Genomic DNA, 14,955 nt, shown 5'->3' on the forward strand with positions numbered 1-14,955 from the left:
CGTCCTGGACCGCCTGGCGGTCCTGCCGCTCGCCGACGACGACCCCCTCGCCCCGCTCGCCCGCCACCTGCCCGCTGCCGTCCTGCCCGCGCTCGGCCGGCCCGCCACGCCGCTCCGGCCCGTCCGGGAGGCCGTGGAGGCCGCCCGCCGGGCAGGGGCCGACAGCCCGGTCGACCTGGTCCAGCTGTGCGGCGCCACCCTGGTCCTCGGGCGCGACGAGGAGACCGTCGAACTCGCCGCCGAACTGATCGCAGAAGCCCGCGCCAAGGGCACCGTCGGAGTGATGCCCACCCTGCAGTTCTTCCTGGCCGAGGCCGAACTCTTCCACGGCCGGCACCGCGACGCCGAACTCACCGCCACCGAAGGCCTCGGCCTCGCCCGGGACACCGGCCAGCACCAGTGGGTCAGCCAACTCACCGCGCTGCTCGCCTGCCTGGCCGCGCTGGACGGCCGCGCCGACAGCTGCGCCGAACTCGCCGCGACCGCCCTCGCCACCACCGGCCCGCAGACCGCCGCCCCCGCAGCCGGCCTGGCCTGGGTCCAGTGGGCGCTCGCCCTGCTCGACCTCGGCCAGGGCCGCGCCGGCGACGCCGCCGACCGGCTGCACACCCTCACCACCGGCCCGCACCGGCACCACATCAGCGCCACCCGGGCCGTCCCCGACCTGGTCGAGGCCGCCGTCCGCCTCGGCACCCCCGAACGCGCCGCCGAACCCTACGAGCGCTTCGCCCGCTGGACGGCCGCCGCCGACCGCCCCTGGGCCGAGGCCCTCCGCCTGCGCTGCCAGGCCCTGCTCGGCCCCGACGAACTCGCCGAGACCGCCTACCGCGGCGCCCTCTCCCGGCACGCGACGGCCCACCGCCCCTTCGAACAGGCCCGCACCGCCCTCCTCTACGGCGAATGGCTGCGCCGCACCCGCCGCCGCACCGACGCCCGCCCCCACCTGCGCGCCGCCCTGGAGACCTTCGACCGCCTCGGCGCCCACCCCTGGGCCGCCCGCGCCCGCACCGAACTCTCCGCCACCGGCACCCCCGCCCCGGCCACCCCCACCGGCACCCCGCAGTCCCCCCTCACCCCCCAGGAACTCCAGATCGCCCGCCTCGCCGCCCAGGGCCTCACCAACCGCGACATCGCCGCCCAGCTCTTCCTCAGCCCCCGCACCGTCGCCCACCACCTCTACAAGGCCTACCCCAAGCTCAACATCACCTCCCGCACCGAACTGACCACCGTCCTCTGACCGGACGCCGCCCGGCGCACCGCGTCCACTCACGCCCGCGTGCCCGCCCCACTGGTGGTCCGCCCTTCCCGCCGTCCGGTCCGGAGCTTTCCAGGGGCCGAACACGGCGCGAATCACGACCTGTTCCGGGTGTCGCCGCGGCGGGCCCCTCCACGACGATCGCGATGGCCCCGTCGATGCCGAGCGCGATCCCGGGGCCGGAGCGGAGGCGGCCGCGGGCGAACCGGCCGGCGACGGCACCGCGGGCGTGCAGGGAGCTCCGACGGGTTGTCCGGACGGGGCGTCGCCCCAGGTCCGCGATCCGGAGCCCGGCCGACGGCCGGACCCGGCACACCCGGCTGGCGGAACCCGCCGGTCACCGACCGGCGGACTCGGCGGCAGGCCCCCACCGCCGGAGCGGCTGAGGATCGGTCACCCGGGCGGCCCCGCACAACGACAGAGGGCCTGCCGGATTTCTCCGGCAGGCCCTCTGCAGTGGGTCGGGGTGGCGGGATTTGAACCCACGGCCTCTTCGTCCCGAACGAAGCGCGCTACCAAGCTGCGCCACACCCCGGTCTTGCGGTTTGTCGCTCCGTCTCCTTCGCGACGAGTAGAACTCTACCGGACGCTCGCCGAGACACGAAATCCGGTTTCGGGCGGGCGTCCGGCGGGGGTCAGCGGGGGGCCGGGACGAGGGTGAGGAGGGTGGCCTCGGGCGGGCAGGCGAAGCGGACGGGGGTGTAGCGGTTGGTGCCGCACCCGGCCGAGACGTGGAGGTGGGAGCGGTGGCCGCCGGCGGTGTGGGTGGAGAGGCCCTTGACCCGGCGGGTGTCGATGTCGCAGTTGGTGACCAGGGCGCCGTAGAAGGGGATGCAGAGCTGGCCGCCGTGGGTGTGGCCGGCCAGGATCAGCGGGTAGCGGTCGGCGGTGAAGGCGTCGAGGACGCGCAGGTAGGGCGCGTGGACGACGGCGAGGGAGAGGTCGGCGTCGGCGGAGGGGCCGCCGGCGACGTCGCTGTAGCGGTCGCGGCGGATGTGGGGGTCGTCGAGGCCGGTGAACTCCAGGTCGAGCCCGTTCACGGTGAGCCGGCCGCGGGTGTTGGTGAGGTCGAGCCAGCCGGCCCCGTCGAAGCCGTCGCGGAGCTTCTCCCACGGGTTGTGGACGGCTCCGGTGATGCCGCGGCGGGCGGTGCCGTCGGGGTTGTTCATGCCGTGGGCGCCGCTGCGCATGGCCTGGAGGTAGCGTGCCGGGTTCTTGCGGGCCGGGCCGTAGTAGTCGTTGGAGCCGAAGACGTAGACGCCGGGGAACTCCATGAGGGGCCCGAGCGCGTCGAGGGTGGCCGGGACGCCGAGCGGGTCGGAGAGGTTGTCGCCGGTGTTGACCACCAGGTCGGGGCGCAGGCCGGCCAGGCTCTTCAGCCAGCGCTGCTTCTTGCCCTGCCCGCTCACCATGTGGATGTCGGACACCTGGAGGACCCGGATCGGGCGGGCGCCGCGCGGGAGGACGGGGACCTCGATCCGGCGGAGGCGGAAGGCCCGGACCTCGTACCCGACGGAGTAGGCGAGGCAGGCGGTGCCGGCGGCGGCGATGCCGAGGGGAACGGAGTACAGCGGTCGCATCAGCCCATGCTCTCAGACGGTGGATCAGCGGGCGCACGCCCGGAGTCGGCGGGGAGGGCGGCGGCCGGGGGCGTCTCCTCGGTCTCCCGGCGGGCGCGCAGGGAGCGGACCTTGTGGCGGTTGCCGCAGCGTTCCATCGAGCACCAGCGCCGGCGGCCGGGGCGCGAGGTGTCGACGAAGATCAGTCGGCAGTCGTGGGCGCCGCATTCCCGGATCCGGTCCGCGTACGGGCCGGTGAGCAGGGCGATGGCGTCCCGGGCGAGGGTGGAGGTCAGCTGGGTTCCGTCGGCGGGTGGCGGGGCGGCCGCGGTGCCGTCCGGGGCGATCCGGGGGACCAGTGGCGGGTGCTCGGCGGCCCGGTTGAGGACGGCGTAGTCCTCGGGTTCGCCGGGGCGGCCGTGGGCGCGGGCGGCGGCCAGGTGCCACAGGGCGTCGCGGAGGGTGCGGGTGGCGGTGAGCTCGGCGGGGGAGATCCGTACGGCGTCGGCGGGCAGCCGCAGCCGGGACGGCGGGAGCCAGGCGGCGAGGTCGGCGGGCCGGTGCAGCACCTCGTACCGGGCGTACGGGCCGGGTCCGCCGGTGGTGAGCAGTTCCAGGCAGAGGGCGCCGGGGTCGAAGTGGAAGCGGCTGCCCCCGGGGGTGGTGAGGACCAGCCCGGGCGGGGTGCGCCGTACGGCCGGGTCGGCAGGGCCGGTCGCGTTCCGGGGGACCGGGTCGTCTCCGTCGGTCATGCGCCCCAGGATAGGTGTAACCGGGAAGACGGGTTACGAAGAGGGGTTACGAAGACGGGTTGCGAAGACGGGTTACGGGGCCGGAGGGGGAAGGAAGACGGGTGGGCCGCTGCCGGGCGGAAGGGCTGACCCTTGCTCAGGAGGCCCCTCCCCGGAGGCGTGGAGCACCCCGTCGCCCGGCACCCCCGTCGCCCGGAGCGGCACTCCGGGCGACGGGGGCGCGGGCCGGCCTCAGGCCGGAATGGCGTTGACGTACTCGCGCATCATCCGGGGGACCCGGTACGCGTACTGGTGGCCGCGATTCACCTGGACGACGGAGAAGTCGACCAGTTCGGCCAGGACGTCGAGGTTGCGGGAGGGCTCCCGGCCGGCCGGGCCGCCGCCGTCGACGGGCTCCTGCCGGATGTCGTCGATGGAGAACTCCTCGGGGAACCGGGAGAGCCGTCTGAGTGCCCGGCGCTGCCGTTCGTCGAGCAGTCCGTACGCCCAGGCGAGGCTGCGGTGCAGCGAGCGGTGGTGGGAGAGCCCGCCGACCTCCTCCTGGCCGAGGATCGGCAGCACCCGGCACTCGTCCACCAGGACGTGCAGGGGCACCGAGCGCATCCGCACGGCGGCGTTCTCGATCGCGAGCGCCAGGCCGCCGAGGCGTCGGCAGAGCTCGACGACCTGCGGCATCTGGTCGCCGAGGTCGAGCGTCGGGGCGACCGAGTGCACCCGGTGGCAGAACAGCTCGGCGGCCGGCGGGCAGCCGTAGGGGCCGTCCGGGTGGTCGACCGACAGCGGTGAGACCTCCCACAGGTCGGCGGGGACCCCGGCGGGCGCCCGCAGCGAGGTGATCATGATGTGGAGTGCCGGGTGCCGCGCCAGCAGTGTCCTGACCTGCCGGGCCACCGTGTCGATGACGTGCTCGGCGTTGTCGACGACCAGCAGCAGCTGCAGCTCGGGGCCGGTCCGCGGGTCGCGGCCGAAGCCCCGGAGGAGGGTGTCGAGCGCGCGCTGGGCCTGGGCCGAGGCGGCCGCCGGGTCGACGGCCTCGGGGGTGACCGAGCCGAGTTCCAGGACCACGACGCCGTCCCGGAAGCGGTCCAGCAGGTGGGCGGCCGAGTCCAGCGCCAGCCGGGTCTTGCCGACCCCGGCGGGTCCGGTGAGCACCAGCGGACGGCCCGGTCGCAGGGCGGTCACGACGTGCAGCAGGTCGGCCCGTCGGCCGACGGTGATGTCCGTCTTGGGTCGCAGTCCCCGCCACCGCGCGTTGTCCGGGAGCTCGGCGACGCGGGCCGGGAATCCGGGTTCCGGCCGGGTGGGCGGCAGCCCGGCCGGGGCGCCCGCGTGAACGACCTGGGAGAGCAGGGTGTCGTCCCGGTTGGTCGCCGCGGCGAACAGCGCGCCCACCAGGAGTTCCACGGAACTGCGGCGCGGATTCTTGATGGCGCCGGTTTCCAGGTTGCGAATGGTGCGGACGCTGACAGTGGAGTGTTCGGCTAATTGCTCCTGGCTCCAGCCGACCATCTTCCGTTGGGTCACCAACATCGATCGAAGCTGATTGTTGTCCATTCCCCCGCGCTTCCTGCTGTTGTGAGCAGAATAAAAGTCAGAACTCGATGCGATCGCTTTTACGGCGCCCATCGCTCCGAAAAGCGATCACTGTCGCCGGGCGGTCGGGCAGCCGGGCGGAGCGCGGGCGTGCGCGCTCGTTCCGGCAGGGGGCGCAAGGGACCCGGGCCGCCAGGTGTCAGGGCCGCCAGGTGCCTGGGCGGCAGTGTGCCAGTGCCGTGGAATAATGAATCGGGGACGTGATGACGGGTTGTCGCAGTTGTTCGTGGCGGTCTTCGGCGATGATTCGACGGTGATTCGAGGTGAGGTGATCGCCGCCATCGGCTGCTCAAGCGACGCGCGAACGAGTGTACTACGCGGACTATTTTCGGCGAAGCGGTCACAGCGTTCGATTTGCCCCTCCGGGACCGGCAACTTCGCTCCGGATCCGGCAATTTTCGGCATTGCGGCCGATATTGTGCAAGCATTATCGGCCACCGTGGCCGAATCCCGTCGCTTGTTCCCGGAGTCGGGCATCGATTGTTCATGGAATCGACCGCCGCCCGTTCCCGGGTCGGATCGGCGCCGTCCGGCGGGCTGTCGGGCGCCCTCGGCCGGGGTTGTCGGGGATGCCGGCCGGGGTTCTCGGGGGATACTCGTTCAACTGCGGAAACCCCGGTGGACGCCCGGGGAAACCCGGTTGAGCCCACCCACAGCCGAAGGATAAGAAGAGGAAATGACAACGCTCAAGGAGCAGCTGCACGAGAACCTCACGGCTGCCATCAAGGACCGGGACGAGCTGCGCGCGTCCACCATCCGGCTCACGCTGGCGGCCGTCACCAGCGAGGAGGTGGCGGGCAAGCAGAAGCGCGAGCTGTCCGACGCCGATGTGCTGAAGGTGATCGGCCGCGAGGCGAAGAAGCGCCGGGAGGCGGCCGAGGCCTTCGACACGGCGGGCCGGACGGAGCAGGCGGCCCGGGAGCGGGCCGAGGGTGAGGTGCTGGCGACCTACCTGCCCAAGCAGCTCTCCGACGAGGAACTGGCCGCGATCGTGGCGGCCGCCGTGGCCGAGAGCGGTGCGAGCGGCCCGCAGGGGATGGGCGCCGTCATGAAGCTGGTGAAGCCCAAGGTCGACGGCCTGGCCGAGGGCGGCCGGGTCGCCGCGGCCGTGAAGGCCGCCCTGGCCTGAGCCGGGTGCCGGACGCCCCCGTGGGCGCCGGTCAGCCGGTCAGCCGGTCCGCTGGTCAGCCGGCCCGCTGGTCCGCCGGTCCCGACCCGTCGCCCAGGTGACGCCCCCAGGTGACGCGCCGCCCCGGTGACGCCCCGCGTCGGTCATGCGCCGCCTCGGTCATGCGCCGCCCCGGCAACACGCCGAAGGGGCGCCCTCCGCACTGGAGGGCGCCCCTTCACCGTGTCGGCCGTTTCGCGGCCCGGGACGGGTCAGCCGTTCCCGTTGCCGCCGCCGTGCCGGCCGCCGTTCCCGTTCCCGTTGCCGGGGAAGGGCGGGAAGGTGAACCCGCCGGGGAAGCCGCCGGGCAGTCCGCCGGGGAGCCCGCCGGGCTGCCCGCCGGGCTGGCCGGGGTTGCCGCCCTGCTGCGGCGGCGGGGGGTTGCCGCCGGGCTGCGGAGCGTTCGGGTCGGTGGCCGGTGCGGTGGCGCCCGCCGGGGGAGTGGCCGGCTGCGGGTCCGGGATGTTGGCGGTCTGGATCGGCTCCAGCGGCGTTCCCTTGAGCGCCTGGTTCATCGCCATCGCCCAGATCGGGCCGGGGCCGTCGGCGCCGAACACCTCGGGGTAGTACTTGCCGCCGATGGTGATGTTCTTCATCTTGACGCCGCCGGCCGGGCCGCCGAGCCAGACCGCGGCGGCCAGCGACGGGGTGTAACCGCTGAACCAGGCGGCCTTCTTCTCGTCGGTGGTACCGGTCTTGCCGGCGATCTTGCGGCCGTCGTCCATGGTCAGGGCGGCCGCGGTGCCCTTCTCGGTCACGTTGAGCAGGACGGCGTTGAGCGAGTCCGCGGTCTGCTCGGAGAAGGCCTGGCTGCACTGGGACTGCGGGACCGGGATGTCCTTGCCGTCCACCGTGGTGATCTTGTTGATCGCGATCGGGGTGCAGTACTTGCCGCGGGCGGCGAAGGTCGCGTAGACGTTCGCCATGGTCAGCGGGGAGAGCTCCAGGGTGCCGAGGACCATCGAGGGCACCTCCTGGAAGGCGTCGCCCTTGGCGGACTGGGTGATGCCCAGCTTGTTCGCCATCTGCTTCATCGCGCAGAGGCCGACCTGCTGCTCCATCTGCACGAAGTAGGTGTTGACCGAGCGGGCCATGGCCTCCTTCAGCTGGTACGGCCCGACCTCGCTGTCCTGCTCGTTCTTCACCGTCTCCTTGGGCTTGACGGTGTTCTTCCAGGTGCCCGAGCAGGTGGACATCTGCGGGTACTCGATCTTGTTCTCGGACGGGAACGCCTGGGTGTTCGACATGCCCGACTCCAGCGCGGCCGCGGCCAGGATCGGCTTGAAGGTCGAACCGGTCTGGAAGCCGTTGCCGCCGCCCATCGCGGCGTCCACGTTGAGGTTGACGACGGTCTGGTTCTTGTTCGGGTCCAGGCCGTACGGGCGGGTCTGGGCCATCGCCAGGATCTTGCCGCTGCCCGGCTCCATCATGGTCGCGGCGGCCGACACCGTGTCGGTCACGTTGACCTTCTTGGTGACGGCGTTCTGCGCGGCGGCCTGCTTGTCCGGGTCCAGCGTGGTGTAGATGTTCAGGCCGCCGGTGTTCCACACCTTCTTGCGCTCGTCGGCGTTCTTGCCGAAGGCCGGGTCCTGCTTGACCACGTGGCGGACGTAGTCGCAGAAGAAGCCCATGCCGGCCTGGGCGGTGATGCAGCCGTTCTGCGGGTCCTTGTACTTCAGACCCAGCGGGGCGGCCTTCGCCTCCTTCGCCTGGTCGGCGGTGATGTGCTTGTTCTCCAGCATCTTGTCGATCACGACGTTGCGGCGCTTGACCGTGTTCTCGGGGTAGCGCACCGGGTCGTAGGACGACGGGTTCTGCACCATGCCGGCCAGGGTGGCGGCCTCGGCGACGGTCAGGTCCTTGTTGCTCTTGCTGAAGTAGCGCTGGGAGGCGGCCTCGACCCCGTAGGCCTGGTGGCCGTAGAAGGTGATGTTGAGGTAGTTGGTGAGGATCTGGTCCTTGGACAGGTCCTCCTCCAGCTTGATGGCGACCTTGAGTTCCTGGATCTTGCGGCCCAGGGTCTTGCGCTGGGCCTCCAGGACGGCCGCCTGGTCGTCGCCGGCCTTCTCCACGTTGACGTTCTTCACGTACTGCTGGGTCAGGGTGGAGGCGCCCTGGGAGGCGGTGCCGCTCTCCGCGTTCTTGCTGACCGCGCGGAGGATGCCCTTGAGGTCGACGGCGCCGTGCTCGTAGAAGCGGGCGTCCTCGATGTCCACCTGGGCGTGGCGCATGAAGGGCGACATCTGATCGGCGGTCAGGACCGTGCGGTCGCGCTCGTAGACCTTGGCGATCAGCCCGCCCTTGGCGTCGAAGATCTGGGTGGCCTGGGTGAGCGGCGGGGTCTTGAAGTCGTCCGGGATGTTGTCGAAGCTCTCCGCCGTGTCCTTGGCGGTCAGCCCGATGGCGCCGACGGCGGGCAGGGCGAGACCGGCCAGCAGGACTCCGGAGAGCACGCTGACGCCCAGGAACTTCACGCCGTTGCCGGCGTGCTCCAACGGTGATCCGCCGGTCCTGCCGCGCGGAGCTCCGGTGTTGCCTGGGGGCTGGGGTGCCTGTGGGCGCTTCGGTGCCATGGGGAGAACCCTACGTCGCGGATTCCCGCACACAGCGGCAGGCGTTCGCCTAGGCTTGTCACAAGCTTGCGACAGCTTCGGTGCGTCAACATCGCTCACTCTTGTGGGCGAGGAGACTTGCCCGAAATGCCCCGCGATGGCCGGGTTTTGAGGCAGCTGTGGCCTGCTGTACCCGTGTGTTCAGTCACGCTCCGTGGTGACTCCTGTGGCGAGAGTGCGGGCTCCGCTTTTGGCAAGGCGTGCGACCTGCGATCACTCCAACGAGTGAGCTGATCGATACCCATAGTCCAATCGGGTCATTCGAGATTGAGCCCGAAGGGGCTGTTGCAAGCTGTCGTTCTTCCGTAACGTCCTCAACTGGCAACGGTGAATATGCCGTTGCCGCCGTGGGGGAGCCTCGAAACGGGAGAGGACGGCGCCGGCATGGGCTGGGTTGACGACTGGAGTGCGCAGGCCGCCTGCCGCACGAGTGATCCGGACGAACTGTTCGTCCAGGGGGCGGCGCAGAACCGCGCGAAGGCGGTGTGCAGCGGCTGCCCCGTCCGGACGGAGTGCCTCGCGGACGCCCTGGACAACCGGGTGGAGTTCGGGGTGTGGGGCGGGATGACGGAGCGCGAGCGCCGTGCGCTGCTGCGCCGCCGCCCGACCGTCATCTCGTGGCGGAGGCTGCTGGAGACGGCACGCACCGAGTACGAGGAGTCCCTCGCGACCGGAGTGATACTGACGGACTACGCCCAGGCGGGCTGAGCCCGGCCGCACCGCGCGGTCCGGGCCGGTCGGCCCTCGGGCACGGGCTACACCGCGCCGTTGAGCCGGTCCCCGATGGCCCGGAGCCCGTCCAGGTCGTGCACGTCGCCCGGCAGCGCCGGCACCTCCACGATCGGCACGTCCGGGTACACCGAGACGAAGCGGTCGCGGGTGCGGCGTTCGCGCCCCATGATCTGCATCCGCTCGGCGTGCAGTCGCAGCAGCCCGGCCGCGAGCAGTTCCGCAGCGGGCGAGGCGTGCTCCGAGCCGTTCTCCTCCAGGGCCTCGGCGGCCGCCAGCGCCCGCTCCGCGGTGAGCTGCGGTGCCCCCGTGTCGTGCACCCGGTTGAGCACCAGCCCGGCCAGCGGCATCCGGTCCGCGGCCAGCCGGTCCACGAAGTACGCCGCCTCGCGCAGCGCGTCCCGCTCCGGCGCGGCCACCACCAGGAACGCCGTGCCCGGCGCCTTGAGCAGCTGGTACGTGCGGTCCGCGCGCTCCCGGAAACCGCCGAACATCGAGTCCATCGCGCTGACGAAGGTCTGCACGTCGGTCAGCAGCTGAGCACCGAAGATCTTGCCCAGGGTGCCGGTGAGCAGTCCCATCCCGACGTTCAGGAAGCGCATCGCGCTGCGCCCGCCGACCTTGGCCGGGGCGGTGAGGATCCGGATCACCCGGCCGTCCAGGAAGGACCCGAGCCGGTTGGGCGCGTCCAGGAAGTCGAGCGCCGAGCGGGACGGCGGGGTGTCCACGACGATCAGGTCCCACTCCTCGGCGGCGCGCAGCTGCCCGAGCTTCTCCATCGCCATGTACTCCTGCGTGCCCGCGAAGCCGGCCGACAGGGACTGGTAGAAGGGGTTCTCCATGATCGCCTTGGCCCGCTCGGGCTCGGCGTGGGCCAGCACGACCTCGTCGAAGGTCCGCTTCATGTCCAGCATCATGGCCTGGAGCTCGCCGTCGCCGGTGACCCCCTTGACCACCCGGGGGGTGTTGTCGAGCTCGGTCAGGCCCATCGACTGGGCGAGCCGGCGGGCCGGGTCGATGGTCAGCACCACGACCTTGCGGCCGCGCTCGGCCGCCCGCAGGCCGAGCGCCGCGGCGGTGGTGGTCTTGCCGACGCCGCCGGAACCGCAGCAGACGATGATCCTGGTCTTCGGGTCGTCGATCAGCTCGTCCACCGCGAGTCGCCGCCCGGTGCTCCGCACCCCGCTGTTCGAGGTCATGCCGCCCCCTGCCGCTTCAGTTCGCCCGCCAGCCGGTACAGCCCGCCGAGGTCCACGCCCTCGCCCAGCAGCGGCAGTTCGTACGTCGGGAGCCGCAGCTGCTGGATGTCGGCGCGCTGCGCGCGCTCCAGCTCGACCCGCTCGGCGTGCTCCCTGGCCTGCGCCAGCAGGGGGTCGATCAGCGGCTCCACCGCCGCCCGGACCTTCTCCGCGGCGCGCGTGCGGCCGCCGAGCCCGGCCTCGCCGAGCGCCACGGCGACCTCCTCGCGGTGGTCCCCGTCCACCGCGGCCACCGCCGCCGCGTCCAGCACCGGCGGCCGGACCATGTTGACCATCACCCCGCCCACCGGGAGCTTCGCCTCGCGCAGCTCCCCGATGCCGTCGACCGTCTCCTGCACCGGCATCTCCTCCAGCAGGGTGACCAGGTGCACCGCGGTCTCCGGCGACTTCAGCACCCGCATCACGGCCTGCGCCTGGGTGTGTATCGGGCCGATCCGGGCCAGTCCGGCGACCTCCGCGTTGACGTTCAGGAACCTGGTCAGCCGCCCGGTCGGCGGGGCGTCCATGACCACCGCGTCGTAGCGCCGCCGGCCGTCCGGGTCCTTGCGCCTGGTCGCCTCGCAGGCCTTGCCGGTGAGCAGGACGTCCCGCACACCGGGCGCGATGGTGGTGGCGAAGTCGACGAAGCCGACCTTCTGGAGCGCCTTCCCGGCCCGGCCGAGCTTGTAGAACATCTCCAGGTACTCCAGCAGCGCCAGCTCGGTGTCGATCGCCAGCGCGAAGACCTCGCCGGGCCCGCCCCCACCGGCGGCCAGCCCCAGCTGGGCGCGGGAGACCGAGGCGATCCGGCGCTCCTCGTACGGCAGTGCGGCGATCCCGAACAGCTCGGCGATGCCCTGCCGGCCCTCGACCTCGATCAGCAGCACCCGTCCGCCGTCGGCGGCGAGCGCCAGGGCCAGCGCCGCGGCCAGCGTGGTCTTCCCGGTGCCGCCCTTGCCGCTGACCACGTGCAGCCGGACGCCCTCCCAGTCGGGGTCGCGCCGGGCCGCCTGGCCGGGGGTGCGTGCCACGCTCCGTCTCCGTCCGTCTCCGTCCTACGGGCGTCCCCTCCTGACGAGGGTGCCCCTCACCAGGGTCCCCTCCCGACGGGGGTGCCCTTCACCAGGGTGCCCTCTCGCGAGGGTAACCAGGGAGCGCACCGGATGCCCGGAGCACCTGGGCCGTCAGGCCGGATCATGCCCTCTTTGTGCCCCACCTCACACGCCTCGCGGCCGTCGGAGCGGATCACCGCGACGGCTCGTCTAGAGTCTGGCCATGACCAAGTGGGAATACATGACGGCGCCCCTGCTGGTGCACGCCACCAAGCAGATCCTGGACAACTTCGGCGAGGACGGCTGGGAGCTCGTCCAGGTCGTGCCCGGCCCGAACCCGGAGCAGCTGGTGGCCTACTTCAAGCGGGAGAAGAACGCATGAGCAAGGTCGAGGAGAAGCTCGCCGAGCTGGGTCTGACCCTGCCTCCGGTGGCCGCCCCGGTCGCCGCCTACGTGCCGGCCGTGCACTCCGGCGACCTCGTGTTCACCTCCGGCCAGCTCCCGGTCGTCGGCGGCAAGCTGCCGACCACCGGCAAGGTCGGTGCCGAGGTCTCCCCGGAGGAGGCCAAGGACCTCGCGCAGATCTGCGGGCTGAACGCCCTGGCCGCCGTGAAGTCCGTGATCGGCGACCTCGACCGGATCGAGCGGGTCGTCAAGGTCGTCGGCTTCGTCGCCGCCGCCCCCGACTTCATCGGTGTCCCGGCCGTCGTCAACGGCGCCAGCGAGCTGCTCGGCAAGGTGCTGGGCGACGCGGGCGTGCACGCCCGCAGCGCCGTCGGCGTCGCGGTGCTGCCGCTGGACGCCCCGGTCGAGGTCGAGCTCGTGGTGCGCCTCAAGACCGTCTGAACGTGATCGCGGGGGCGGGGCCGGGCCTGTCCGGCCCCGCCCCCGTGTGGCCGGAGTGTGTCCGATCGATCGGTGAGCCTGGCGGGAATCGCCGGGCACGCCCTAGCATCCGGGCATGGACCATCGAGCGACGACGCTCCCGATGCCGCCCGGCTGGCCCGCCCGGATCCGGGCGGTCGCATCCGGTGCGGTGACCCCGCCGGTGCCCAGGCCCGCCGCGACCGTCGTGCTGCTGCGCGACGCCGCCGGGGGGCCGGAGGCCTACCTGCTGCGCAGGCGCACCTCGATGGCCTTCGCGGCCGGGATGTACGCCTACCCCGGCGGCGGGGTGGACCCGCGGGACGCCGAGGTCGAGCCGGGCTGGGCCGGGCCGACGCCCGGGGAATGGGCGCGACGGCTCGGGGTGGACGCCCGGACGGCGCGGGCGGTGGTCTGCGCGGCCGTCCGGGAGACCTTCGAGGAGGCCGGCGTGCTGCTGGCCGGCCCGGACGCCGACAGCGTCGCCGCGCCGCGCGACTGGTCCGCCGAGCGGGCCGCGCTGGAGGCGCACGAGCTGTCCTTCGCCGAGTTCCTCCGCGACCACGGCCTGGTGCTGCGCAGCGACCTGCTGGGCGGCTGGGCCCGCTGGATCACCCCCGAGTTCGAGGAACGGCGCTACGACACCTGGTTCTTCGTCGCCGCGCTGCCGGTCGGCCAGCGCGCGGCCCTGGAGGTCGGCGAGGCCGACCGGGTCGCCTGGCTGACCCCCGCCGAGGCGGTGCGCGGCCACCGGGAGGGCCGGTTCGGCATGCTGCCGCCGACCGTGACGGTGCTGCGCGAGCTGTCCTCGGCCCGGACCGCGGCCGAGGCACTGGCCGCGGCCGCCGACCGCCCGCTGACGCCGGTCCTGGGCCGGGCCGAGATCCGCGGCGACCGCCTGACGGTCCGCTGGCCCGGGTACCAGGAACTGACCATCGACGGGGAGTTCCCCGAGGGCTCCTGACCGTTCCACCGGTGGGGCCTCCCGGGCCCCCGTACCGGCTGCGGGTCGTACACCCCGCAGGACGCGACCATCCCGTACCGACGCAGAGAGAGGACCGACGCCCGATGACCCACAACGACGTGGCTCGCCGGACGGCGCCCGAGATGCCCGCCCGCCGTCTGACTCCCCGTGACCCCGCCTGCGTGAGCCAGGTCCCGTTCGTCGAGGTGGCGCAGCGCGCCCTCGTCCGGGCACTGCCGCTGCGGGCCCTGCACCGAGACGGCGGAGGCGGCCGGTGAGCGGACTCCTTCCGGGCGACCCCGCCGCCGCCGTCGGCGGCGAGGCCACCCCTCGGGCGCTGTGCGTGCTGGCACCGAACCCGTCGCCGATGACGCTGGACGGCACCAACACCTGGCTGCTCTCCGAGCCCGGCTCGGACCTCGCGGTGGTGATCGACCCGGGCCCGCTGCACGAGGGCCACCTGCGCCGGGTGGTCGACCTCGCGCGGGAGCGGGGCAAGCGGATCGCGCTGACCCTGCTCACCCACGGCCACGCCGACCACTCCGAGGGCGCGGCCCGCTTCGCCGAGCTGACCGGCTCCGAGGTGCGGGCCCTGGACCCGTCGCACCGGCTGGGCTCGGAAGGCCTGGTGGGCGGCCAGCGCCTGGACGTCGGCGGTCTCGACCTGCGGGTGGTGGCCACCCCGGGGCACACCTCGGACTCGCTGACCTTCCACCTGCCGGACGACGGCGCGGTGCTCACCGGCGACACCGTGCTCGGCCGCGGCACCACGATGGTCGCGCACCCCGACGGCCGGCTGGGCGACTACCTGGACTCGCTGCGCCGGCTGCACACCATGGCCTCCCAGCACGGCGTGCGCACGGTGCTGCCCGGCCACGGCCCGGTGCTCGGGGACGCGCTGGGCGCCGTCGACTTCTACCTGGCCCACCGGGCCGCCCGGCTCGCCCAGGTGGAGACCGCGGTCGAGGCGGGCTGCCGGACCGCGCCCGAGGTGGTGGCCCGGGTCTACTCCGACGTGGACCGGGCGCTGTGGCCGGCCGCCGAGCTGTCGGTGCGGGCCCAGCTGGAATACCTGGAGGACCACGGGCTGATCCCGGGCGCCGAGTGATCCCCTGAACGCTGGAACGCGGGGGTGAACGCGGAGGGGCCCGTCCGGATCGGACGGGCCC

Annotated in this window: 14 protein-coding genes and 1 tRNA gene; 8 read left to right on the forward strand and 7 right to left on the reverse strand. The window is 73.0% G+C overall.

Annotated elements, in window-relative coordinates:
* Nucleotides 1-1,237, forward strand: a 1,237-nt coding sequence (locus tag ACFVHV_RS40140; protein ID WP_380358343.1) for a LuxR C-terminal-related transcriptional regulator, incomplete at its 5' end; no start/stop codon positions are given.
* Between the two features lie 479 nt (nt 1,238-1,716).
* Here the strand turns inward: ACFVHV_RS40140 and ACFVHV_RS40145 are convergent.
* From ACFVHV_RS40145 to ACFVHV_RS40160, 4 genes are all read right to left on the reverse strand, one after another.
* Nucleotides 1,717-1,790: transfer RNA gene (locus ACFVHV_RS40145), tRNA-Pro, on the reverse strand.
* Between the two features lie 100 nt (nt 1,791-1,890).
* Nucleotides 1,891-2,835: a metallophosphoesterase gene (locus tag ACFVHV_RS40150; protein WP_380358346.1), complete on the reverse strand. Its 945-nt coding sequence runs from the start codon at nt 2,833-2,835 to the stop codon at nt 1,891-1,893.
* Nucleotides 2,835-3,566 carry a CGNR zinc finger domain-containing protein gene (locus tag ACFVHV_RS40155; protein ID WP_380358349.1) on the reverse strand — a complete coding sequence of 244 codons (732 nt, stop codon included), beginning with the start codon at nt 3,564-3,566 and terminating at the stop codon, nt 2,835-2,837. The genes ACFVHV_RS40150 and ACFVHV_RS40155 overlap by 1 nt, the downstream gene beginning before the upstream one ends.
* Nucleotides 3,567-3,797: 231 nt before the next feature.
* The gene (locus tag ACFVHV_RS40160; RefSeq protein ID WP_380358351.1) at nt 3,798-5,096 is read right to left on the reverse strand and encodes a helix-turn-helix domain-containing protein; all 1,299 of its coding nucleotides are present in this window, start codon (nt 5,094-5,096) and stop codon (nt 3,798-3,800) included.
* Nucleotides 5,097-5,835: 739 nt separating this feature from the next.
* Between ACFVHV_RS40160 and ACFVHV_RS40165 the strand changes: the two genes are divergently transcribed.
* Nucleotides 5,836-6,288: a GatB/YqeY domain-containing protein gene (locus tag ACFVHV_RS40165; protein ID WP_359905693.1), complete on the forward strand. Its 453-nt coding sequence runs from the start codon at nt 5,836-5,838 to the stop codon at nt 6,286-6,288.
* A 251-nt stretch (nt 6,289-6,539) separates the two neighbouring features.
* Here the strand turns inward: ACFVHV_RS40165 and ACFVHV_RS40170 are convergent, their stop codons facing one another.
* Nucleotides 6,540-8,900 (reverse strand): transglycosylase domain-containing protein, encoded by a 2,361-nt coding sequence (locus ACFVHV_RS40170; RefSeq protein ID WP_380358354.1) that lies wholly within the window; start codon nt 8,898-8,900, stop codon nt 6,540-6,542.
* Between the two features lie 423 nt (nt 8,901-9,323).
* On the opposite strand from ACFVHV_RS40170, the gene ACFVHV_RS40175 reads away from it, so the two are divergent.
* Nucleotides 9,324-9,647 (forward strand): WhiB family transcriptional regulator, encoded by a 324-nt coding sequence (locus tag ACFVHV_RS40175; RefSeq protein WP_030240986.1) that lies wholly within the window; start codon nt 9,324-9,326, stop codon nt 9,645-9,647.
* Between the two features lie 47 nt (nt 9,648-9,694).
* On the opposite strand, the gene ACFVHV_RS40180 is transcribed toward ACFVHV_RS40175, so the two are convergent.
* Entirely contained in the window at nt 9,695-10,867 is a 1,173-nt protein-coding gene (locus ACFVHV_RS40180) for an ArsA family ATPase (protein ID WP_359905699.1), read from the reverse strand.
* Nucleotides 10,864-11,937 carry an ArsA-related P-loop ATPase gene (locus tag ACFVHV_RS40185; protein ID WP_359905701.1) on the reverse strand — a complete coding sequence of 358 codons (1,074 nt, stop codon included), beginning with the start codon at nt 11,935-11,937 and terminating at the stop codon, nt 10,864-10,866. Before ACFVHV_RS40185 ends, ACFVHV_RS40180 begins: the two co-directional genes overlap by 4 nt.
* A 244-nt stretch (nt 11,938-12,181) precedes the next feature.
* Here ACFVHV_RS40185 and ACFVHV_RS40190 point away from each other — a divergent pair, with 244 nt between their 5' ends.
* From ACFVHV_RS40190 to ACFVHV_RS40210, 5 genes are all read left to right on the forward strand, one after another.
* On the forward strand, nt 12,182-12,340 hold the full coding sequence (locus ACFVHV_RS40190; RefSeq protein WP_094743074.1) for a DUF4177 domain-containing protein: 159 nt from the start codon (nt 12,182-12,184) through the stop codon (nt 12,338-12,340).
* Nucleotides 12,337-12,804 carry a RidA family protein gene (locus ACFVHV_RS40195; RefSeq protein WP_359905704.1) on the forward strand — a complete coding sequence of 156 codons (468 nt, stop codon included), beginning with the start codon at nt 12,337-12,339 and terminating at the stop codon, nt 12,802-12,804. The genes ACFVHV_RS40190 and ACFVHV_RS40195 overlap by 4 nt, the downstream gene beginning before the upstream one ends.
* A 115-nt stretch (nt 12,805-12,919) precedes the next feature.
* Entirely contained in the window at nt 12,920-13,786 is an 867-nt protein-coding gene (locus tag ACFVHV_RS40200) for an NUDIX hydrolase (RefSeq protein WP_380358357.1), read from the forward strand.
* A gap of 104 nt (nt 13,787-13,890) precedes the next feature.
* Complete coding sequence (locus tag ACFVHV_RS40205; protein WP_359905710.1) at nt 13,891-14,064, forward strand: hypothetical protein; 174 nt, start codon at nt 13,891-13,893, stop codon at nt 14,062-14,064.
* Complete coding sequence (locus tag ACFVHV_RS40210) at nt 14,061-14,894, forward strand: MBL fold metallo-hydrolase (RefSeq protein ID WP_380358359.1); 834 nt, start codon at nt 14,061-14,063, stop codon at nt 14,892-14,894. Before ACFVHV_RS40205 ends, ACFVHV_RS40210 begins: the two co-directional genes overlap by 4 nt.
* Nucleotides 14,895-14,955: the final 61 nt, after the last annotated feature.

Origin of the sequence: Kitasatospora sp. NPDC127116, assembly GCF_042677365.1 — a bacterium.
Lineage (GTDB): Bacteria > Actinomycetota > Actinomycetes > Streptomycetales > Streptomycetaceae > Kitasatospora > Kitasatospora lactacystinica.